A 21164-nucleotide genomic window follows, 5' to 3' on the forward strand; every position below is an offset into this window, starting at 1 on the left:
TTGTCCTGAGCAAAAATATTCAGGACAAGAAAAAAGAGAAAAAACAAAAAATGAAATTGTTTGGGGCGCAACATTTATTTTTCGTCAAAAATTATTTTGTTGTTCGAAACTTTTCTAGCTTCTAAATGATAAGTCGTACTAATAATCTGCAAAGCTGTATTGAGATCTTTTGCCGGTAATTTTCCTGTAAACAGGGAGATGGTATCTTTGGTATTTAAATCGATTTTAATATTGTATTGCCTTTCAACTTCATCTAAAATTGTTCGAATGTTTTCTTTATAGAAACAGATTTGGTTATCCATCCATTCTGGCTGTGGTGAATTTACAGTCATTTTTGCCTGTTTACCATTTTCAAAACGAACACTTTGTCCGTGAGTTAATAAAACTTGAATGTTGTTATAATTTACTTTCACACGGCCTTCATAACACACAACATCAAACCTGTTCTTTCTGGCTTTAACGTTAAACTGCGTTCCTAAAACCGTTACTTTTCCAAGATTGGTCTGCACTTCAAATTTTCTGCCTTTTGCAACTTTAAAATAAGCTTCTCCTTTAAGTTCCAAATGTCTGTTGTTGTCCCAATTCCACTTTTTATAGTGTATTTGAGAACCTGAATTTAAAACTACTTCCGAATTATCAGGCAATGAAAAAGCAGTCTTTTTTCCAAAATCGGCAGTTTCTATTTGAGGCACAAAAAGTTTCATCGCAAACGTAATTCCAAGTGCGATAACAAATATGGCAGCGGCTTTAAATGCCCATTTTTTGTAAAGTGGCACTAGTTTTGGCGCTGTTTTTTTCTGGCTTAAAATAGTAGACAGCATGGCATTTTCATCCAAATCGCCTGTTTCTAGATGAGCGGTATAGTTTTTTATCTTTTGATATTTTTCAAAATCGGGGCTTGCCTCAAATGCGGCCAATTCATCCGGAGATAATTCGTCGTTGAGCCATTTTGCCAATAAGCGATCTTTTTTCATTTTATCGTATTATTTTATTAAAACAATTAGAATTAAATTTACCCTACTTTTATAAATCAATTTCTTTACGTAAGCTTAACAGGGCCAAATGGATGCGTTTTTCTACTGCCTTTACGCTAATATTGAGCTCTAAGGCAATTTCACTGTATTTTTTGCCATCAATTCTGTGCATCAAAAAGGCAATGCGCTGTTTTTCGTTTAAGTTTTCGATGGCTTTTAAAAGTTTAGCCTGAAATTGTTTTTCTTCCAGAAGATATTCGGGACTCTCATTGGTCTTATCCAGACCAGTGAAGTTTTTTTCATATTTCAAAACCACTTTCTGGTGCGCAATCTGGTTGAGACTGCTGTTATTTGCGATCGTGTAAAGGTATGATTTTGCTTTTTCTAAAGGTACAGAAGCGCAGTTCTGCCAAAGCTTTACAAATGCTTCTTGGGTTATATCTTCTGCTTGTTCTGCGTTTCCAAATTTGTAAAAAAGAAAATTCCGAAGTGCTTTTACATGACTTTTGAAGAAAGACGAAAAAATGATTTCATCACAAGTATTAGATTGGTTTTGATCTGGCATTTAGAGTTTCAATTTTTTCAGCGTAAAAGTATTTGTTTTTAATTTAAGTAGGGTAAAAGTAGAGATGATTGTTTTATAGAAGAATAAAATGCTATTGGTTTTTGATAATTTAGTATAGATGAAAATTATCAAGCCTTGCTGTTAGGTTATTAAAAAACAGTTTCTTTTAAAATTTATTACCTTTGTAAAAACATAAATATGCTCCTTTTGAAAAAATATTTATCACTTGCAGTTTTCCTATTCTTACTGTTTTCCTGTCAAAGTGAAATAGATGAGCAAAACAATAATTCGCAGGGAACCATTACTACTGTTTCCCCACTTACAACTTATTTGCAAAGGGTTGCTATGGTTAGAACTGTACAGGATAATATGATTGACGGATCTAGTTATTGCACCATAAAACTCCCTTACACCGTTACAGTAAATAATGAGCAGATTGCAGTAAACGCAACTGCCGATTATCAAAAAGTTTTGAATAATATCAACGCAAGCAATTATGATGATGATATTGTAAAAATAGATTTTCCTGTAACGATGGTATATTATAATTACATCGAAAAACTGATTCCAAATCAGGCAGATTTTGATTCTTTAATAGACTACTGGAATCTCTATCCAGATCTTTTATCCAAAATCAACGGTCTGAATATCAATTATCCCATCACAATTAATAGCTATAACATCATTAATCAAGCAGCGAGTTCTCAATTGATAGTAAGCGATCAGGCCTTTTTTAATTTTATTAATAATTTAAATGAAAGCCAGTACATATCTCTAAAATATCCTATCACAATTGCAGATTACAATAATCAGACAAAAACGATTTCAAATAATCAGGATTTCGAAAACGCTATTAAATATGCCATAGATTATTGCCCAGAAAATAATCTTGTGACACTAGATTTTGCTGCAATTATTACAAAAGGTACTTGGGAAATACCCTATTTTTACGATGGTACTGTAAAGACTTCAAATTACAGCGACTACACATTTGTATTTAAAACCGATCAATCTGTAGTTGCCACCAAAAGTGGAGTTTCAGAAATGGGACAGTGGGAAAGTTCTGTTCAAAATGGTGTCAGAGAAGTTAAAGTAATTTTCAATACAGGAGTGCTTTCTAAATTGAATTTTAACTGGAAGCTGTTTGAATTTAATAGTTCTCAGATACGATTGCGAGATGCAGCTACAACAACAAATTATCTTTACTTTCAGAAAAAATACTAACGACTTTTTTCTTTCTTCCCAACCAAATAAGAAGTCCTGTGTATGTTTTGATTGAAAAAAGTTTTATCCGTTGTTGAATCCACTTTTGTAGGATTTTCAACTTTGCCCGAAGGTTTTTTTGATGTTCCTGCGATTAAATAGATTCCTCTTTCAAACCATTTTAAAGACCAGTTTAGTCAGCTCTAAAAAGATTTCCAAAATGTCACAGGCTGTGGGAATCTCTCTGACTTCGCACCCGCAACGATAATTAGCTAGCCGATGCGAGGAAAGCAACGAAAAATAATAAGCCATTCCATTACGGAGTGGCTTATTTGGAACGTCTGGTATTTCAATAAGCGATGCTTAAATTAACTGTTTAGACACAAAATCCCAGCTTGTTTTAATTGATTCTGTCGGATTTGGCGAATAATTCGTCTCTTGTTCTACAAAAAAATGTTTCATTCCAGATAATTTAGCTTCTGCAAAAATGGTCTTGAAGTTGATGCTTCCTTCTCCAATTTCGGTATTCCATTCGGCTTTAGACTTATCCATATCTTTCACATGCCACATTGTGAATCTACCCGGATGAACCTTAAATAAGGCTAACGGATCATTTCCTGAACGAACTGCCCAGTATAGATCCAATTCAAAATCAACTAATTTTTTATCTGTTTCCTGTAATAGAATATCATATCCTGTTTTATCTCCAAATTTTTTAAATTCAAAATCATGATTATGATATGCTAATTTTAAACCTGACTGTTTGCATAAAACGGCAGCTTCATTTATTTTTTGGGCAATTCGTTTAAAGCCATCTAAATCGCTTCTTAACTTTTCATCTAAATAAGGAACGGTAATATATTCGCTTTCTAATTGTTTCGCACATTCGATTGAAGCTTTTAGAAAATCAGTATTACTATCTTTTATAAAAGAATTAAAATCATAATGTCCACTTGGTGCTTTTAGGCCATTATCGTTCATTATTTTTTTGAAATCTTTTGGCGAAGTTCCAAAAAAGCCTTTTTCACTTGAGTATCCGTAAGTTTCAATTTCTTTGTAACCCGTTTTGGCTACATGTTCTAAAACTCCTTTTACGTTTTTGGAAAATTCGTCTCTTAACGTATACAATTGAAGCCCAATATTTTTTGGCTTAGCCGAAAATGCAAGGGAAGGAGCAATTGCTACTGCACCTAAAGCCAAACCGCTAGTAATTAAGAAATCTCTTCTCTTTATCATAGTTTTTATTTTTTATTAAATATCACAAATCTCAATTGCTTTTTTTAAAGAAGCGATTTTGTCTTTTTGTTTCGGAATAAATTCTTGTCCAACAAAACCACTAAAGCCAGTATCGGCAATAGCTTTCATTATGGCAATGTAATTGAGTTCTTGCGTTTCGTCGATTTCGTTTCGTCCGGGAACTCCGGCAGTATGATAATGTGCAATGTATTGGTGATTTTCTTTGATTGTTCTAATTACATCACCTTCATCGATTTGCATATGGTAAATATCATACAGCAGTTTAAAATTTTCCGAATTGATTCGTTTCGCTAATTCAACTCCCCAAGAGGTTTTGTCACATTGATAATCTTTGTGGTCAATTTTACTGTTTAGCAATTCCATAACTAAGGTTACCTTGTGCTTTTCGGCTAAGGGAATTAATTTTTGAAGACCAACTACACAATTATTCCAACCTTGTTCATCTGTTTTTCCTCTTCTGTTTCCACTAAAGCAAATCAGATTTTTGTAGCCTGCTTTTGCGACTAACGGAATCATTTCTGTATAATTTTTGATCAGCTGCTCATGAAATTTTAAATCATTGAAACCATCCACAAGATTTATTTCGGCGCCATTGCACATAGTCGAAACAAGATTGTATTTTTGAAGTATTGGCCAGTCTTTTGGACCAACCAGATCAATACCGGTAATTCCAATTTTTTTAGCTTCCTGGCAAAGTGTTTCGATATCCAAATCGTTAAAACACCAACGGGCTACAGAATGATTAATTTTTCCTTTCAAAGTACTCGAATTTAATTTCAGTTCTTCTTGAGGATTTGATAATGCCAATAAATCTGATGGAATTACCAAAGTTACAGTTCCGGCAAGAATACCTTTTATAGCAGTTCTTCTGTCAAAAGTCATACTCATTTCTTTGTTTTTTATAATGCTTAAATTTCATTTGCAAGTTTACTTTTATCCTTAAATAGAAAAGCAAAAATTAAGAATACAGAAAAAGCAATTCCTGCCGGAATAATCCAAACTATTAACCAGTTTACTGCTCCTTCGACAGTTTTATAATTATCTGTAATCCAGCCTGCAACTGCAAATCCAATTAACATTCCGATACCGTATGTTGCTAACGTTATTAAGCCTTGAGCAGCACTTTTATATTTTTCTCCAGCCTTTGAATTGGTATAAATTTGTCCTGAAACAAAGAAAAAATCATAACATATTCCATGCAAAGCAATCCCGGTAATGAGCATAAAACTCAAATCACCGCCGTTTCCATAGGCAAACAAAACATAACGAACTGCCCACGCGAGCATTCCGACCAAAATTGTCTTCTTAAATCCAAAACGAGCAAAAAACACCGGAATAAATAATAAAAATAAAGCTTCGGATATTTGTCCAATTGCCATTTTTCCGGTTGGATTTTCAACTCCGGCGGCAGTCAAAAACGGATGTGCATTTTGATAATAAAAAGCTAGTGGAATGCAAATTAGAATTGAAGAAATAAAAAAGATTAAGAAATTTTTATCTTTTAAAAGTTTCAAGGCATCGAGACCTATAATGTCGGCAATTTTGACTTTTTCGTCATTTACTTTTGGTGGTGTTGCTGGTAATGTAAAACTTAATAAGCCTAAAATTAAGGCGGCTATTCCAGCTAAAAGAAAGGTGTTTTTAAGTAATCCATTAGAAACAGCTTCGGCAGAATCCCAATGAAACAAAAAGCTAATTACTAAACCAGCTAAAATCCAGCCTATAGTTCCCCACACCCTAATGTTGGCAAACTCTTTTTCGGGGTCTTGCATTTGGTTAAAAGCCACTGAATTTACTAAAGCCAATGTTGGCATATACAATACCATATAACTCAATACATAGATGTAAAACAATCCAATATCTGTCGATTGATACATTTGATACATTAAAAAAGCTCCCGCTAAGTGTAAAAAGCCTAAAATTTTCTCTGCATTAAAATAACGGTCTGCAATTAAGCCAATGATAAATGGTGCTACAATAGCTCCCCAAGATTGCGTAGAAAAAACAGCAGCAGTTTCAGATCCTGAAGCTTTTAAATTGTTGCCTAGAAAAGTACCAAGGGTAACGAACCATGCTCCCCAGATAAAGAATTCGAGAAACATCATTACAGATAGCTTAATTCGGATTGTTGTATTCATAAAATGTGGTTGGTTTTTGGGTTGATAGTATTTTGGTGCAATTATTTACAGCCTGTAGTAGTTTCCATCGTATTCCATTCTTTAATAGAAATATTACGGTACCACACATTATTGCCGTGATCTTGTAATGCGATATGACCTTTTTTGAAAGTTCCAAAACCTGGCCAGCCTGCAAATTTGCTTCCAGCAACTATTGCTTTAAAGTTGTCATCCCAAAGTACTGTTTCAACTACAATAACACCGTTTAATACAAAAGTCAATTTTCCGTTTTTACAAACAACTTCAGCAGTATTCCATTCGCCAACTGGCTTAACTGGTTCTGATTTGCTTTGAATTAAATCATACAAATCTCCTGCACGATGTTTTGTTATTTTTCCATCAGGGTGGCCGTCATTGTCTAAAACCTGCATTTCTAGACCTGTTTCGTAAGTGTTTTTATATTTTTGCGGATTATCATTAACATAAAAAATGATACCGCTATTCGCATTTGGAGCAACTTTCCAATCTACTTTTAAATGAAAATTTTCATATTCTGCATCGGTTACCAAATCTCCTCCCTGACCATTTTTTGCTGCTTCGGGATCAAAATGCAGCACTCCGTCTTCAACCTTCCAGCCGGCACTAGCGGTAGTTTTTCCATAAGTATGCCAACCTGTTGTGGTTTTTCCATCAAAAATAGGTTTGAATCCTTTTTGAGCATGTGCGGTTTGTAAAAAAGCGAATAATACTGCGGTTGTTATAATTTTTATCATGATTCTTATTATTTAAAATTTAAAAGCTTAAGTTTTTCCAGCCTTCTCTATAATTTCGTTTTACAAATTGATTTACATCGTCTGCATTGGTTACTTTCTTGGCATCATTATCCCAAAGTAATTTAACGGAACGTCCCGGATATACATCTTCACCTAATACTTCCTTATGCAAGTCATAACCTCTTACCGCAAGATTGGCCATTAGCAATGCTTCTGTTAGAGGACCGGCAATTTCAAAAGGAGAACTTAATTCTTTTTTGCCATAACCTGCAATACAGCCTTCAATCCATTGTTTGTAGTGTCCGTTAGCGCCATCTTTTACGCGGGAATATTTCTCGGCTATTTTTAGATTTTCATTACGAGATAAAGGCAATAATCTTGGATTTTCACTATAAGTATCACATATCATTTTTCCTTTTGTTCCAATAAATAAAGTTCCGTTTCCGCCATCGCCGAAAATTTCATTTGCTCCTAATTCTTCCGGGCGATCCGGTTGAATACCACCATCCATCCAATGCACTTTAACATCACCTTTCGTTTTATTCGTTTTTGGAAATGTTAATGTTACGTGACTTGACGGTGGACAGCTATCTGGAAAATATCCTCTTCTAAACTCATCAACATAGACTGATCCAACGCTGCATTGTACATCTTTGGCATATTTTAGATTTAGGACCGAAAATGGGGCTTCCATTAAATGGCATCCCATGTCTCCAAGAGCTCCCGTTCCATAATCCCACCAGCCGCGCCAGTTGAATGGTACTAACTTGTCTACATAGTTTTTGTTGGGAGCAGTACCAAGCCATAAATCCCAATCAAGTTCTTTAGGAATTTCTATTTTTGCTGTCGACCACGGAATTCCCTGTGGCCAAACCGGTCTGTCGGTCCAAGCATAAACAGTGTGAACATCACCAATCAAATCTGCTTCATACCATTCTTTTAAAAGTCGGGTACCATCATTGGATGACCCCTGGTTTCCCATCTGTGTAACAACTTTATATCTTGCAGCAGCCTGCGTCATCATATGGGCTTCGAAAATATCGTGCGCAAGTGGCTTTTGTACATACACGTGCTTTCCTAACTGCATAGCCGAAAAGGCCTGAATAGCATGATTGTGATCGGGTGTAGATACAGAAACGGCGTCAAAATTTTTATGTTCTTTATCAAGCATTTCACGCCAATCTTTATAAAATTTTGCTTTCGGATAGGCTTTTACACTATCGGAGGCTCTTCTTGTATCAACATCACATAGATATGCGATATTTGCAAGTCCACTTGCATTAAAAGAAGAAAGGTCAGATTTTCCTTTTCCGCCTACACCAATACCTGCAATTATTAATTTGTCGCTAGGCGCTACAAAACCTCTTCCCATGACGTGTCTGGGAATAATCATAAAAGCGGCAGCAGCTAGTACTCCTTTCTTTAGGAAATCCCTGCGATCATTCGATTCAGGTTCTTTACTTTTATTGAAGTCTTGATTCATATAGAGTATATTTTATTTATTGAGAGAGAGAATGTATTTTGCAATTTTTTTTGCATCATCTTTCTTTAATGAAGCATGAGGAGCCATTGGAATAGCGCCCCAAACTCCAGAGCCTCCTTTTATAATTTTATCCGATAAGTAATTCATGTTTTTTTCATTATTTGGATATTTTTTGGCAATATCCAAATAGGAGGGACCTACAACTTTTTTTTCTATTTTGTGGCAGGTAGCGCAATCTAATTTTTTTAATATTGCTTCTGCTTCAGTATGTTGTCCTTCTTGGGGCGTACTATATACAGCCGGAATTGCTTGATAATTCGAAAAAGAGGTTGATCCATTCAAGGTTATTATCGCAATAAATAAAAATAATTTCATCTTATACTATTTAATAATTTAAAGTCCTAAATTTTTTCTATTAAGCTGTGTATTCGTTTCTACAGCAGCAAAATCGTCAAAGGCTTTATCAGTCACTTTGATAATGTGTTTTTTTATAAATTCGGCTCCCTCGCGGGCACCATCTTCTTGGTTTTTCAAACAGCATTCCCATTCCATTACTGCCCAGCCTTTATAATCATATTGCGTTAATTTGCTAAAAATGGTTTTAAAATCAATTTGACCATCGCCCGGAGAGCGATAACGACCTGCACGATTGCCCCAATTTTGGTAACCTCCAAAAGTACCCTGTTTTCCTGTGGGGTTAAACTCAGCATCTTTTACGTGGAAAGCTTTTATTCGTTCATGATAAAAATCGATATATTGAATATAGTCGAGCTGTTGTAGTACAAAATGTGAAGGATCATAAAGTATGCAGGCACGCTGATGGTTATTTACCGCTTTAAGAAACATTTCGTAAGTTTCGCCATCAAATAAATCTTCTCCCGGGTGAATTTCATAACAAACGTCCACACCATTTTTATCAAATTCATTAAGGATCGGCAACCATCGATTAGCCAGTTCTTTGAAACCGTCTTCAATTAAGCCGGGCGGTCTTTGAGGCCACGGATGAAAATATTGCCACAATAACGAACCGCTAAAAGTAGCGTGTGCATTAAGACCTAAATTTTGAGAAGCTTTTGCTGCATAATGTAATTGTTGAACAGCCCATTCTTGTCTTGCTTTTGGATTACCTCTTAAAGTTTTTGGAGCAAATCCATCAAAAAAATCATCATAAGCAGGATGAACAGCAACTAACTGACCTTGTAAATGAGTAGACAGTTCAGATATTTTTAATCCATAGGAAGCAACAATTCCTGTTAGTTCATCAGCATAAGTTTTGCTTTCTGCCGCCTTCTGCAAATCAATAAAACGAGTATCTAGAGTGGGAATTTGTATTCCTTTGAAATCGAGATTGGCAGCCCATTGACAAATTCCTTCTAAAGAATTAAAAGGCGCTTCATCAGAAATAAATTGCGCTAAAAAGACAGCTGGTCCTTGTATTGTTGTCATGCTTTTTAATTTAAATTTTTTAACAAATTTCTAAGGGACTGAGGTTCTAAGGTTCTGAGTATAGAAAGTATAATTATATATTTATTCATTCATATCGCTCTATTCTTAAGCGGTATTTCTTGCAATACCTTAGAATCTTAGGACCTTAGCGTCTTAGTGCCTAAGATACTAAATTCAGTCCATTTTTGAGTTGATTTTCCAGAAGCTATTACATTTTCTATAAAAGCCATTCCGCGAACACCTTCTTCCACAGATGGAAAATCAAGCATAAATGGTGTTGGTTCTCTATTTTCTAGTTTTGATTGTAAAGTCAGCGCGAAATTTCTATATAAATTTCCAAATGCTTCCAAATAACCTTCAGGATGCCCACTCGGAATTCGGGTATTAAAAGTTGCTTTAGGCGACAAATAGCCATTTCCGGTGCGATATAATTGAGCAGGGGAGTCGGGCCATTTTACAATTAAGGTATTCGGCTCCATTTGATGCCATTCTAAACCGCCTTTTTCTCCATAGACTTTTATTTTTAAGCTATTTTCTTCACCAGCGGCAATTTGGCTGGCGACTAAAATTCCGTTAGCGCCATTATCAAACTTAAGCAGCACATTGCCGTCATCGTCCAATCTTCTGTTTGCGACTACAGTATTAATATCAGCACAAATTTGAGTAATTTTTAATCCTGAAATGTATTCTGCTAAGTGTGCAGCGTGAGTTCCAATATCTCCCATGCAACCGCTGATGCCACTTTTTGAAGGGTCTGTTCTCCAAGCGGCTTGCTTGTTTCCAGCGTTTTCAAAATCACTGCTCAACCAGCCTTGAGGATATTCGACCATTATTTTTCGAATCTTTCCCAGATGATTTTCGGCTATCAGACTTCTGGCTTGCTTAACCATGGGATATCCAGCGTAAGTATGGGTCAGGCAGAGATAAAGTCCAGTTTCCTTTACTTTTTGTGCTAATAGTTTTGCTTCGTGCAAGTTCAAAGTGATTGGTTTGTCTAAAACAACGTGGAAACCATTTTCTAATGCTAAAATTGCAGGTGCAAAGTGAGCATGATTAGGTGTTACTATCGAGACGAAATCCATTCGTTCTTCAGGAGCGAGTTTTGCTTCCGTCTCAATCATTTGAGTATAAGATTTATAACATTTATCTTCAGATAAACCTAATTCTTTACCAGATTCAAGAGATACATCAGGATTCGAACTAAAAGCACCACAATGCAATTCGATTAATCCATCCATGTTGGCGGCAATGCGGTGAACTGCTCCAATAAAAGCATTTTTACCACCGCCAATCATTCCCATTTTTAATTTTCTCATAATTAAATATCCTGAATCTAAATATTTTTCTTTTTTAATTCTTTTACAGCATAATCGCAAGCTCTGGCAGTTAAAGCCATATAGGTTAAAGAAGGATTCTGGCAAGCACTTGAAGGCATGCAAGATCCATCAGTAACAAATACATTGCTCACTTCGTGCATTTGATTCCATCTGTTCAAGACAGATTCTTTTGGATCATTTCCCATACGGGCAGTTCCCATTTCATGGATTGTCATCCCGGGATAACAGCCATTATCGTAAGCTTTTACATTTTTAACGCCGGCAGCTTCAAGCATTTCTGCGGCATCGTACATCATATCTTCTCGCATTTTAGCTTCATTTTCTTTGTATTCACAATCTATAGCTAAAACAGGTTGTCCCCATTTGTCTGTTTTGGAATGATCGATGTACACTTTGTTTTCGTAGTAAGGAAGCATTTCTCCAAAGCCTCCCAATCCCATAGTCCACGAGTCAGCCGGTTTTGATAAAATATCTTTGAAATCGCCGCCAAAATCTAATTCGGCTACTTCTTTATGCCAATGGCCTCTGCTTGCTGCACCTTGATATCCAAAACCACGTAAGTAATCTCTTTTATCACCGTTAAAATTCTGATATCTTGGGATATAAATACCATTAGGTCTTCTTCCATAGGTATATTTATCTTCAAAACCTTCAACAGTTCCTTCTGCACCGCATCTAAAGTGATGATCCATTAAATTGTGGCCCAGATGTCCGCTGCCATTGCCCAAACCATTAGGATGAGCTTCAGAAGTCGAATTCAATAAAACAAATGTTGAACCTAGTGTTGAACCATTTACGAAAACAATTTTGGCATAAAATTCCATGGTTTCATTAGTCTGCGAATCAATTACCATTACACCTTTGGCTTTTTTTGTTTCCTTATCATAAATAATATGATTAACAATCGAATAAGGACGAACAGTCAGTTTTTTTGTAGCCATAGCAGCAGGAAGAGTAGAAGACTGCGTACTGAAATAAGCGCCAAAGGGACAACCTCTGCTGCACAAATTTCTGTATTGGCAATTTCCTCTTCCTAAATGAGGTACAGTTAGATTTGCTGAACGACCAATAGTTAAAATTCTTGATTTATTGTAGTGTTTTTCGATACGTTCTTTTACTGACTTTTCTACACAGTTCATATCCATTGGCGGCAAAAATTGACCATCTGGTAATAAAGGCCAATTTTCATTTTGACCACTTATTCCAGCAAATTTTTCTACATAATCATACCACGGAGCAATATCTTTATATCGGATTGGCCAGTCATTGCCATGACCGTCTTTCAGGTTGTCTTCAAAATTATGATCGCTAAAACGATAGCTTTGACGTCCCCACATTAAAGACTTTCCACCAACGTGAAAACCTCTGTACCAATCAAAACGCTTGTCTTCGGTATATGGACACTCTAAATCGTTTACCCACCAGCTTTCATTGGCTTGACTATATGGATAATCTCTGGTTTGTACAGGATGCGTTCTCTTTTGTTCCTCAGTCAATTTTCCGCAATAGGCAATTTCCCAAGGTGCTTTCATTGCTGATTCATAATCTTTAACATGTTCGATGTTTTTTCCACGTTCCAGCATTAAGACCTTTAATCCCTTTTGCGTTAATTCTTTAGCAGCCCATCCGCCACTTATTCCTGAACCTATGACAATTGCATCATAAGTATTTTGCTTTTTTAAATCAGTATTGATATTCACGAATGTCTTTTTAGTAATTAATAATTAAAAGTGTCTTGTTTTTATACCGCCCAGGCTTTTTGACCGGCAACATAATCGACATTACCATCATACTTGCCTGGTATTGGTAAATACTCTCTCGCGATTGTACAGCCAATTTCAGAAGAAAAATATCCTAAGAGAGTTAAGTCTCTGGCAATTAAAAAGAATGAAGGTTCTTTGTTGTTGTCAATAGATTCTTGTCGAAGATCAGTTATCAGCAATTTTTTTTCGTCATTATTAAGGTTTAAGAATTCCTTATTGAATTTGGTTTTACTTTTTACCAGCATATTATCAAATCCATTTTTGAAAACTTTCTGCAAATCTGGAGGATAACATTCTTTTATAACCAGTGGAATAAAAGCACCTACACCTGAGTCTTTCGCTCCGGGTGAAGCTGCAGTTGTTGGTAAAATTATTTCTGAAAATTCAGCTAATATTTCTTCATCTGTACTTGAAAAAATGTAAGTATTGTTTGTCGGATCAAATACAGTAAAACTTTCAAATAAAACGCCCATTGTTGAGGCAGAAAGTGCTCCACCCAATAAGTAAGCAAACTTTTTTAATGCTTCTCTTCTTTCCATTTACAAAATATTAATAATACTGTTTATTTATTGAGGATAATATATTTATTAATCATTTACAATAATAGTAAAAAAAATACTATATATGTATTTTTAGTATTAAATAAATGATAAAAATTTACAATTGCTAATTAATAAAACGTTTTAGTAACTATTTTTAAAATTAACTACCTCCTTTTGATAATTAGTAAGAAAAAATGCAAAATTTTAAGAGTTGCTTTTTCAAATCACGGATTAAGATCTTTATTTTTAGTCACATAGAATGAGATGCCTGTATCTTCGGAAAGTTAAAGTAGAAACCATCAATCCAGGCGCAGAAAAAGCTATAAAAATTTCATTCACTATTACAGCCAAAACAGGTGCTGAATATTTTGTTAAGGTTTCATTTTATCTGATAAACGATCAGATGTTGTCGAAAAAAGTAATTTTGGCAAGAATCGGTGTTCGTATGTTCTTGAAAAAGAAATTTACCAATTCGATTATCTAGGCCGTCGTCAAATAGAAAACTATGCCGACCGTAATTATGCTATATGCCAAGTCAATTTCTTTCAATTATCAAATTCAGTTAAGTAAAAAGTAAACTGTTTATAAAATTGACAGCCTCCAAAGTTATTTGATTTTGGAGGCTTTTTTGTTTAGTGAAGATCAAGCTGAATTGTGAAGTGGAAATTGTATAATGATGCGCAGAAATTGTATGAAGAACATCCATTTGGACTTTTTAATTTAGCAGTATGAAATACAGGAATATTTTAATGGTGGATGATGATGCCGACGATGCCGAAATTTTCGGTATCGCGCTCCATGCGATTGATCTAAATATTAAATATTCAATCCAAAATAATGCGCTTGATGCTTTGAAAATGCTGCAAGCTCCAAAGAAAACTCCTGATATAATTTTCCTAGATTATCATATGCCGTATCTTGACGGATCGGAATTTCTTAAACTGCTCAGGAAAATTAAAGGGCTTGAAAAAATTCCTGTTGTGCTTTACTCAGGACATTCGGGAGCACTTGTTAAAGATGCTGCGACAAAATTCAAAAAAGTTCAGTTTCTAAAAAAGCAGCAAAGCTTGAAAGATCTTACTGGTTTGCTACAGCACATACTTTTACCGGTTCCAACTTCTAAGTAACAGCTGTAACAGATTCTGTACTCATTCAAATATCTAATCCTGTAAATAATTTTGCGGCACAGCGTTTGTGCTTCGCATCTCATGTCTAATTGTAAAGAAATATGAAAACGAAAATGAAAACGAATAGAAAATATAAAAAGAATAATATGCATTATGGTACTGAATCCAGAAAAAGAAAGGATCTTATCATCAATTTCACAGTTTTATCCATTGCAGGTGTTATAGCACTGTTTTTGATTTCGAAAGTAGCATAGTGTTGTTAAAGCATTTTTTGGTGTAAGCAATATCATATTCAAATTATGTTTGCACAATTTTTACATCATCTTATAATAGACTCACTTTGTCTATTCATATATATAGCTCTTGTTTTTTTGTACGGAACTGAGTTTGCGCAGTGATGGATAAAATTATGTTTCCCTATAACAAATGTACTTTAGATTGTAGCAGCAGTAATTTTCTATGCGAAATAATATAATCGCAAGGAAAGCAACGAAAAATAATAAGCCATTCCATTACGGAGTGGCTTTTTTATTTATAGTATAGGTAAGGAAACACTAATTTTAGCTGAGCATTTCAAAACTTCCCGGCTTTTCTTCATTTGCATCGTATTCTCCCGCAGAATTTTCATTTAGATCTTCTTCTTCCCAATCATTTTCATCATACTCTGATTCGAAATCATATTCTAAATTATCTTCCAAATCTCCAAGTTCTAGATTATAATGATTAGAAGATGTCAGACTATTATTGTAATCCCCTTCTAAATAGTCGTCGTAATTTAATAGTAGCTGTTCCTCATAAGAATTCATTTCAAAATCAAATTCTTTAGATGCGTAATTGTCAGATCTCATATTGATAAGTTTTAAAGAGTAAATAAACATATCTAATTTTTCAATTAGATTATTCTAAATTACAGTTTAGAATATCAGATTAGTTATATGATTTTCTTTCAGTATTGTCAAATTTTCATTTGTAAAAAATTGAGTCATAAAAGAGAAGGGATTATTTAATTTTTTTGCAACCTATTGAATTATAATAAAAAGTTGCATAATCACTAGAGCTTTCGAAACTGACTTTTCTTTATCTTTATCAAAAAGCTTGAAATTGGATTTATTTATTTTTTTATTGTAAATCATGCATTGTAGATAGATTCAGCCCTTATATGAATCAAAAAGTTTAAAAATTGACACAATTTGTATTTTTAAATTCAATAATAATATTGTTCTTTGAATAGTGAACTTTCTTACAATTTTTTAAAAATATTCCTGATAGAATTTTTTCCAAGATTGTTCTTCCATTAAATATAAATCTATTGATGCTTTGGCAAATGCCGAAGTTCTGATTATTTAAAAAATCACATCTCTTTACCGACTATCTAAAAAAACATATATATGTCAGACAGCAATTATTCAAGAAGAAAATTTTTAGCAGATACTTTATTAGCTGCCGCCGCTGCAACCGCAGTACCAAGCTTCTTGTTTTCAAGTGAATTAAAATTTAAAGGAAAAACTGCCGACAAAGTAAATCTTGCCTGTGTCGGAATTGGTAATCGGGGTGCAGATATAATTCGTGAACTCTACAATACAGGATTGGCAAATATCGTAGCACTATGTGATGTAGATATGGAAGCGCCTCAAACTTTAGATATATTGAAACAGTTTCCTGATGTGCCTCGATTTAAGGATTTCAGACAAATGTTCGATAAAATGGGAAATCAAATAGAAGCAGTTTGCATTGGTACTCCTGATTTTTCTCATTTTCCCATTACAATGATGGCAATTAATCTTGGGAAACATGTTTATGTGGAAAAACCAATGGCACGTACTTTTAACGAAGTCGAGCTTATGATGAAAGCTGCAAAAAAACATCCAAAAGTAGTAACCCAAATGGGAAATCAGGGACATTCTGAAGCTAATTATTTTCAGTTTAAAGCTTGGACGGAAGCAGGAATTATAAAAGACGTAACTGCCATTACTGCGCATATGAATTCGCCTAGACGCTGGCACGGATGGGATCCTAAAATCAATTCGTTTCCACCTGCTGAACCTATACCAACGACTTTAGATTGGAACATTTGGCAGATGCAGACTTACGGACATCAATTTAATAAAGAATTTGTAAACGGTCAATGGCGTTGCTGGTTTGATTTTGGAATGGGAGCTTTAGGAGATTGGGGAGCACATATTCTAGATACGGCTCATCAGTTTTTAGATCTTGGACTTCCTTACGAAGTTGATCCTATCAAGTTAGACGGGCACAATGATTTTTTCTTTCCGATGTCGACTACACTTTCATTTAAATTTCCAAAAAGAGATAGTAAACCGCCAGTCGAAATAAAATGGTATGATGGTGTCGATAATCTTCCTCCCATACCTTCAGGTTATGGAGAACAGGGATTAGATCCGAATATTCCACCGCCAAGCAATGGTGCCGTTTTACCTGCTAAACTAAATCCGGGTAAAATTATTTATAGTAAAGATTTGACTTTTAAAGGAGGTTCGCACGGAAGTACTTTGTCGATTATTCCTGAGGAGAAGGCTAAAGAAATGGCTTCACGTCTGCCTTTTGTTCCAGAAAGTACATCCAATCATTTTGCTAATTTTCTAAAAGCATGTAAAGGAGAAGAAAAAACGAGATCTCCTTTTGAAATAGCTGGGCCTTTAAGTCAAGTTTTCTGTCTTGGAGTTTTAGCGCAATGGACTGGTGAAAAGATTGTTTTTGATAGAAAAAATAAAATCATCACAAGTAGTAAAAATGCAAATGAACTTCTTGTCGGACCTCCGCCACGTAAAGAATGGGAACAATTTTATAAAGTGTAAGCTTGAATAAAAAATCAAATTAATTATTTACTGGTGACTAAAATTCTATTAAATAAATCATTTATCTCAATTGTTTTTTTGATCTGCTTGACATCATTTCGTCCAGTTGAATGGAATCGTTATACTATTACCGGAAAAGCTCAGGGAACAACTTACAGTATTGTTTATTATGGAAAAGACAGTATTATCACAAAGAAAAAAATTGATGAAAAATTAATGGAGTTAGACAGTTCGCTTTCCTTATACAAAAGCTATTCGAGGATAAATCAGTTTAATAATACTGCAAAAGGAATCGTTCTGGATGATCATTTACTTTCCGTTATCAAAAAAGCATTACTCGTAAATAAAGATACAGATGGACTTTTTGATATAACGATTTATCCTTTAGTGGAAGCTTGGGGATTTGGTAAAAAAAAGACAAACAATATTCCAGATGATTCTGAAATACTTTCACTTCGAAACTGTGTAAGCAGCAAATTAATAGAATTGAAAGGAAATTATCTGTCTAAAAAAAAGCCATGCGTAAAAATTGATCTCGATGGAATAGCTCAAGGTTACAGCGTCGATGTTTTGGCAGATTTATTGGAACAATATAACATCAATGATTATGTTATAGAATTAGGAGGAGAGATAAGAGTAAAAGGAACAAAAAAGCCTTCTGGAGAGAAAATGAAAATTGGTATTGAATCGCCTTCAGAAGATGAATTTGATCTTCAGCCGTTTAACGAAATTATTTCTTTAAATAAAGGAGCTGTCACCACATCTGGAAGCTATAGAAAATTTCATGAAAGCAATGGCCGAAAAATTACACATATTATAAATCCTAAAACAGGTTTTCCGCAAGATAATGAACTCATAAGTGTTACTGTATATGCCGATGATGCGATAACTGCCGATGCTTATGACAATGCCCTTATGCTAATGGGACTCGAAAAAGCGCTGGATTTTGTAGAAAAAAGAAAAAACATTGCTGCTTATTTTATTTATAGAAATAATTCTGGCACTGTTTCCACAAAAGCGAGCAGTGCTTTTCTAAAATTAAAAACAGACTAACTATTATAAACCACATGACACGCAGAGATTTTATACGACAAACAGGCTTATTTACAACGGGCTTATTACTGCATCAGCAGATTTTACAAGCGGCTGTTTTAAATGAGAAGAAAAAAAATATTGCCGTTGCAGTAATTGGCTGCGGCGACAGAGGAAACGGATTGAGCATTGTTCTTAAAGAAATGCCAGATGATTTTACACTTAAAACAGTTTGTGATGTTTTGCCATTTCGACTTAATCAGGCTAAAACAATCAATAAAACAAGGAACTTAAATTGCGAAACAGATTATCGTAAAGTTCTAGATGACAAAAATATTGATGCTGTAATTATTGCCGTGCCCTTATATCTTCATTACGAAATAGCTTCAGCTGCAATTAAAGCAGGTAAGCATGTTTATCTAGAAAAAACAATGACTTATGATGCAGATCAAGCGCTTGCTTTAGTCAATTTAATGAAACAGCATCCGAAGCAAGTACTCCAAGTTGGACATCAATACCGATACACGCCGCTTTATTTTAAGGTAAAAGAGATGATTGATAAAAATTATCTTGGCAAGGTTACACAAATTGACTGCCGCTGGGATCGTAATGCAAGCTGGCGAAGACCTGTTCCCGAAGGCTGTACAGATAGGCAAATTAACTGGCGTATGTATAAAGAATACTCTGGAGGACTGCCCGCTGAATTGCTTTCTCATCAGGTTGATTTTATCAATTGGGCATTCAATACACATCCTGATGAAATAATCGGAACGGGCGGAGTAGATTATTATAAAGATGGTAGAGAAACTTATGACAATGTTCAGACTATTCTGCGATACAGCAAAGAAGGCATGATTGGAAATTTCGGTGCCACTTGCAGCAATGCAAAAGACGATTATTTATTTAAAATTAAAGGAACAAAAGGTACGATTCAATTATTGGTTGATGAAGGTGTTTTCTTTCCTGAAAAACAAACAAGAAAAGAATTAGAAGTTGTCGATGGCGTTACGGGTGCTACAAAAATTGAATGGAACAACGACGGAGGAATTCCAATCTTGAAAGAGAAATCAAAAGACGGAAGCTGGTACGCACTTCAGGAATTTTATAAAACGATTAACGAAGGTAGTTTACCAGCATCAAATGTTATTACAGGTGCAACTACTGCTTTCTGTGTACACTTAATGAATAAATCAATATATGAAGACTCCATCCAAAAATGGAAACCTGAATTTAATCTTACTAATATCTAAACCACATACAGTATGAAACAAATTGCAACACTCTTTTTTTTATTTACAGCATTATTTTGCAACGCACAATCAGGTAACTGGCAATCGTTATTTGATGGAAAAACGCTGAATGGATGGAAACAGCTTACTGGTTCAGCTAATTACGAAGTAGAAAACGGAATGATCGTTGGTACTACGGTAGAAAAATCACCCAATTCTTTTTTGGCATCTGATACGCGCATAACGGGAGACTTTGTACTGGAAATGGAAACCATGATGTCTGATAGTATTTCTAATTCGGGAGTACAGTTTAAAAGTAATTTTGACCCTAAAGCAAATGACGGAAAAGGAAAAGTGTATGGTTATCAATATGATGTAGATCCGACAGCAAGAAAATGGAGCGGCGGAATCTATGATGAAGGAAGAAGAGAATGGCTTTACCCAGTTTCAAACAATCCAAAAGGACAGATTCTTTTTACTCCGAATGTTTTTCATAAGATTCGTATTGAATGTATTGGTCAGAAAGTGAAAACATGGCTTGACAAGCAGCCAGTTTCTTTTTTGGTAGATACTTTATCGGCAAATCAAGGAATTATTGCGCTGCAAGTTCACGCTATTGGCAAGGCTAAAGATGCAGGAATTAAAATGTACTGGAAAAATATCAGGGTTCAGACAAAAAACATAAAAGAACTTCCTTTTTCTAAAGGAGTTTATGTTGCGGGTTTAATTCCTAATAAATTAACTCCATACGAAGAACAAAATGGTTGGAAATTATTATTTGATGGAAAAACCACAAATGGATGGGTTGGGGCTCATAAAAAAACTTTTCCAGATAAAGGATGGAGATTGAAGGAAGGAGTTTTGCAGGTAATGGCATCAAACGGAGATGAATCTACAAATGGAGGAGATATTGTAACTCAGAAAGAATTTGAAGCGTTTGATTTATCATTCGATTTTAAACTAACAGACGGAGCAAACAGCGGTATAAAATATTTTGTAACCTTAAATGAACAGAGTAAAGGTTCTGCAATAGGATTAGAATATCAATTACTTGACGACGATCTTCATCCTGATGCAAAATTAGGCAGAGATGGCAACCGTACACTTAGTTCTCTTTATGATTTAATTAAAGCAAATAAAACAAAACGATTTTTTCGTAAACCTGGAAATTGGAATACAGGCCGTGTAATTGTTTATCCTAATAATCATGTAGAACATTACCTAAATGGCGTTAAAGTTTTGGAATATGACAGAGGTTCGCAAGCATACCGTGATTTGGTAGCGCAAAGCAAATACAAAGTTTGGCCAGACTTTGGTGAGGCGCAAAAAGGGCATATTTTAATACAGGATCATGGTAATGAAGTAAGTTTTAGAAGTATTAAAATCAAGGAATTGAAATAGTTTTTTATTTAAGAACATATTAGTTAAAGGCGTTGCGGCACTGTGAAAATACAATCAATAATTACGGTTACAAATTAGTCTTTCAATTACTTGAGAATT

Annotated in this window: 20 protein-coding genes; 7 read left to right on the forward strand and 13 right to left on the reverse strand. The window is 34.8% G+C overall.

What is annotated here, in order from left to right:
• Positions 1–74: 74 nt before the first annotated feature.
• Positions 75–974 carry a FecR family protein gene (locus LL966_RS21570; protein WP_229356147.1) on the reverse strand — a complete coding sequence of 300 codons (900 nt, stop codon included), beginning with the start codon at positions 972–974 and terminating at the stop codon, positions 75–77.
• A gap of 49 nt (positions 975–1023) precedes the next feature.
• Positions 1024–1539 carry an RNA polymerase sigma factor gene (locus tag LL966_RS21575; RefSeq protein ID WP_229356149.1) on the reverse strand — a complete coding sequence of 172 codons (516 nt, stop codon included), beginning with the start codon at positions 1537–1539 and terminating at the stop codon, positions 1024–1026.
• Positions 1540–1737: 198 nt separating this feature from the next.
• Between LL966_RS21575 and LL966_RS21580 the strand changes: the two genes are divergently transcribed.
• Entirely contained in the window at positions 1738–2763 is a 1026-nt protein-coding gene (locus LL966_RS21580; RefSeq protein ID WP_229356151.1) for a hypothetical protein, read from the forward strand.
• 342 nt (positions 2764–3105) lie between these two features.
• Here LL966_RS21580 and LL966_RS21585 read toward each other — a convergent pair whose 3' ends face one another.
• From LL966_RS21585 to LL966_RS21630, 10 genes are all read right to left on the reverse strand, one after another.
• Complete coding sequence (locus tag LL966_RS21585) at positions 3106–3978, reverse strand: sugar phosphate isomerase/epimerase family protein (RefSeq protein ID WP_229356153.1); 873 nt, start codon at positions 3976–3978, stop codon at positions 3106–3108.
• 15 nt (positions 3979–3993) lie between these two features.
• Positions 3994–4887, reverse strand: a complete 894-nt coding sequence (locus tag LL966_RS21590) for a hydroxypyruvate isomerase family protein (protein WP_229356155.1) — start codon at positions 4885–4887, stop codon at positions 3994–3996.
• A gap of 20 nt (positions 4888–4907) precedes the next feature.
• On the reverse strand, positions 4908–6137 hold the full coding sequence (locus LL966_RS21595) for a nucleoside permease (protein ID WP_229356156.1): 1230 nt from the start codon (positions 6135–6137) through the stop codon (positions 4908–4910).
• Positions 6138–6178: 41 nt separating this feature from the next.
• Positions 6179–6889, reverse strand: a complete 711-nt coding sequence (locus LL966_RS21600; protein WP_229356157.1) for a 3-keto-disaccharide hydrolase — start codon at positions 6887–6889, stop codon at positions 6179–6181.
• Between the two features lie 19 nt (positions 6890–6908).
• Positions 6909–8372 carry a Gfo/Idh/MocA family protein gene (locus LL966_RS21605; protein WP_229356158.1) on the reverse strand — a complete coding sequence of 488 codons (1464 nt, stop codon included), beginning with the start codon at positions 8370–8372 and terminating at the stop codon, positions 6909–6911.
• A gap of 12 nt (positions 8373–8384) precedes the next feature.
• On the reverse strand, positions 8385–8747 hold the full coding sequence (locus LL966_RS21610) for a c-type cytochrome (RefSeq protein WP_229356159.1): 363 nt from the start codon (positions 8745–8747) through the stop codon (positions 8385–8387).
• 18 nt (positions 8748–8765) lie between these two features.
• Positions 8766–9818: a sugar phosphate isomerase/epimerase family protein gene (locus tag LL966_RS21615; RefSeq protein WP_229356160.1), complete on the reverse strand. Its 1053-nt coding sequence runs from the start codon at positions 9816–9818 to the stop codon at positions 8766–8768.
• Between the two features lie 137 nt (positions 9819–9955).
• Positions 9956–11134 (reverse strand): Gfo/Idh/MocA family protein, encoded by a 1179-nt coding sequence (locus LL966_RS21620; protein ID WP_229356161.1) that lies wholly within the window; start codon positions 11132–11134, stop codon positions 9956–9958.
• A 17-nt stretch (positions 11135–11151) separates the two neighbouring features.
• Positions 11152–12855: a GMC oxidoreductase gene (locus LL966_RS21625; RefSeq protein ID WP_229356163.1), complete on the reverse strand. Its 1704-nt coding sequence runs from the start codon at positions 12853–12855 to the stop codon at positions 11152–11154.
• 41 nt (positions 12856–12896) lie between these two features.
• Positions 12897–13457: a gluconate 2-dehydrogenase subunit 3 family protein gene (locus LL966_RS21630; RefSeq protein WP_229356165.1), complete on the reverse strand. Its 561-nt coding sequence runs from the start codon at positions 13455–13457 to the stop codon at positions 12897–12899.
• Between the two features lie 262 nt (positions 13458–13719).
• Between LL966_RS21630 and LL966_RS21635 the strand changes: the two genes are divergently transcribed.
• Positions 13720–13944, forward strand: coding sequence for a DUF4981 domain-containing protein (locus tag LL966_RS21635; RefSeq protein ID WP_229356167.1), 225 nt, complete (start codon positions 13720–13722; stop codon positions 13942–13944).
• A gap of 244 nt (positions 13945–14188) precedes the next feature.
• Positions 14189–14587, forward strand: a complete 399-nt coding sequence (locus LL966_RS21640) for a response regulator (RefSeq protein ID WP_229356169.1) — start codon at positions 14189–14191, stop codon at positions 14585–14587.
• A gap of 560 nt (positions 14588–15147) precedes the next feature.
• Here LL966_RS21640 and LL966_RS21645 read toward each other — a convergent pair.
• On the reverse strand, positions 15148–15435 hold the full coding sequence (locus LL966_RS21645; protein ID WP_229356170.1) for a hypothetical protein: 288 nt from the start codon (positions 15433–15435) through the stop codon (positions 15148–15150).
• Positions 15436–15975: 540 nt separating this feature from the next.
• Here LL966_RS21645 and LL966_RS21650 point away from each other — a divergent pair.
• From LL966_RS21650 to LL966_RS21665, 4 genes are all read left to right on the forward strand, one after another.
• Positions 15976–17403 (forward strand): Gfo/Idh/MocA family protein, encoded by a 1428-nt coding sequence (locus LL966_RS21650; protein ID WP_229356172.1) that lies wholly within the window; start codon positions 15976–15978, stop codon positions 17401–17403.
• A gap of 87 nt (positions 17404–17490) precedes the next feature.
• A complete protein-coding gene (locus LL966_RS21655; RefSeq protein ID WP_229356174.1) occupies positions 17491–18456 on the forward strand; it encodes an FAD:protein FMN transferase in 966 nt (321 codons plus the stop codon).
• A gap of 14 nt (positions 18457–18470) precedes the next feature.
• Positions 18471–19685 carry a Gfo/Idh/MocA family protein gene (locus tag LL966_RS21660; RefSeq protein ID WP_229356176.1) on the forward strand — a complete coding sequence of 405 codons (1215 nt, stop codon included), beginning with the start codon at positions 18471–18473 and terminating at the stop codon, positions 19683–19685.
• Between the two features lie 12 nt (positions 19686–19697).
• Positions 19698–21065, forward strand: coding sequence for a 3-keto-disaccharide hydrolase (locus LL966_RS21665; protein WP_229356177.1), 1368 nt, complete (start codon positions 19698–19700; stop codon positions 21063–21065).
• Positions 21066–21164 lie beyond the last annotated feature (99 nt).

Source organism: Flavobacterium chungbukense (assembly GCF_020805785.1).
GTDB classification, from domain to species: domain Bacteria; phylum Bacteroidota; class Bacteroidia; order Flavobacteriales; family Flavobacteriaceae; genus Flavobacterium; species Flavobacterium chungbukense.

Bases quoted from the DNA above. Each gene is read 5' to 3' on its own strand.
- LL966_RS21590 (WP_229356155.1), bottom strand. From the start codon at position 4,887: ATGAGTATGACTTTTGACAGAAGAACTGCTATAAAAGGTATTCTTGCC.
- LL966_RS21570 (WP_229356147.1), bottom strand. From the start codon at position 974: ATGAAAAAAGATCGCTTATTGGCAAAATGGCTCAACGACGAATTATCT.
- LL966_RS21630 (WP_229356165.1), bottom strand. From the start codon at position 13,457: ATGGAAAGAAGAGAAGCATTAAAAAAGTTTGCTTACTTATTGGGTGGA.
- LL966_RS21650 (WP_229356172.1), top strand. From the start codon at position 15,976: ATGTCAGACAGCAATTATTCAAGAAGAAAATTTTTAGCAGATACTTTA.
- LL966_RS21575 (WP_229356149.1), bottom strand. From the start codon at position 1,539: ATGCCAGATCAAAACCAATCTAATACTTGTGATGAAATCATTTTTTCG.
- LL966_RS21585 (WP_229356153.1), bottom strand. From the start codon at position 3,978: ATGATAAAGAGAAGAGATTTCTTAATTACTAGCGGTTTGGCTTTAGGT.
- LL966_RS21595 (WP_229356156.1), bottom strand. From the start codon at position 6,137: ATGAATACAACAATCCGAATTAAGCTATCTGTAATGATGTTTCTCGAA.
- LL966_RS21580 (WP_229356151.1), top strand. From the start codon at position 1,738: ATGCTCCTTTTGAAAAAATATTTATCACTTGCAGTTTTCCTATTCTTA.
- LL966_RS21640 (WP_229356169.1), top strand. From the start codon at position 14,189: ATGAAATACAGGAATATTTTAATGGTGGATGATGATGCCGACGATGCC.
- LL966_RS21620 (WP_229356161.1), bottom strand. From the start codon at position 11,134: ATGAGAAAATTAAAAATGGGAATGATTGGCGGTGGTAAAAATGCTTTT.
- LL966_RS21645 (WP_229356170.1), bottom strand. From the start codon at position 15,435: ATGAGATCTGACAATTACGCATCTAAAGAATTTGATTTTGAAATGAAT.
- LL966_RS21610 (WP_229356159.1), bottom strand. From the start codon at position 8,747: ATGAAATTATTTTTATTTATTGCGATAATAACCTTGAATGGATCAACC.
- LL966_RS21665 (WP_229356177.1), top strand. From the start codon at position 19,698: ATGAAACAAATTGCAACACTCTTTTTTTTATTTACAGCATTATTTTGC.
- LL966_RS21635 (WP_229356167.1), top strand. From the start codon at position 13,720: ATGAGATGCCTGTATCTTCGGAAAGTTAAAGTAGAAACCATCAATCCA.
- LL966_RS21660 (WP_229356176.1), top strand. From the start codon at position 18,471: ATGACACGCAGAGATTTTATACGACAAACAGGCTTATTTACAACGGGC.
- LL966_RS21615 (WP_229356160.1), bottom strand. From the start codon at position 9,818: ATGACAACAATACAAGGACCAGCTGTCTTTTTAGCGCAATTTATTTCT.
- LL966_RS21600 (WP_229356157.1), bottom strand. From the start codon at position 6,889: ATGATAAAAATTATAACAACCGCAGTATTATTCGCTTTTTTACAAACC.
- LL966_RS21605 (WP_229356158.1), bottom strand. From the start codon at position 8,372: ATGAATCAAGACTTCAATAAAAGTAAAGAACCTGAATCGAATGATCGC.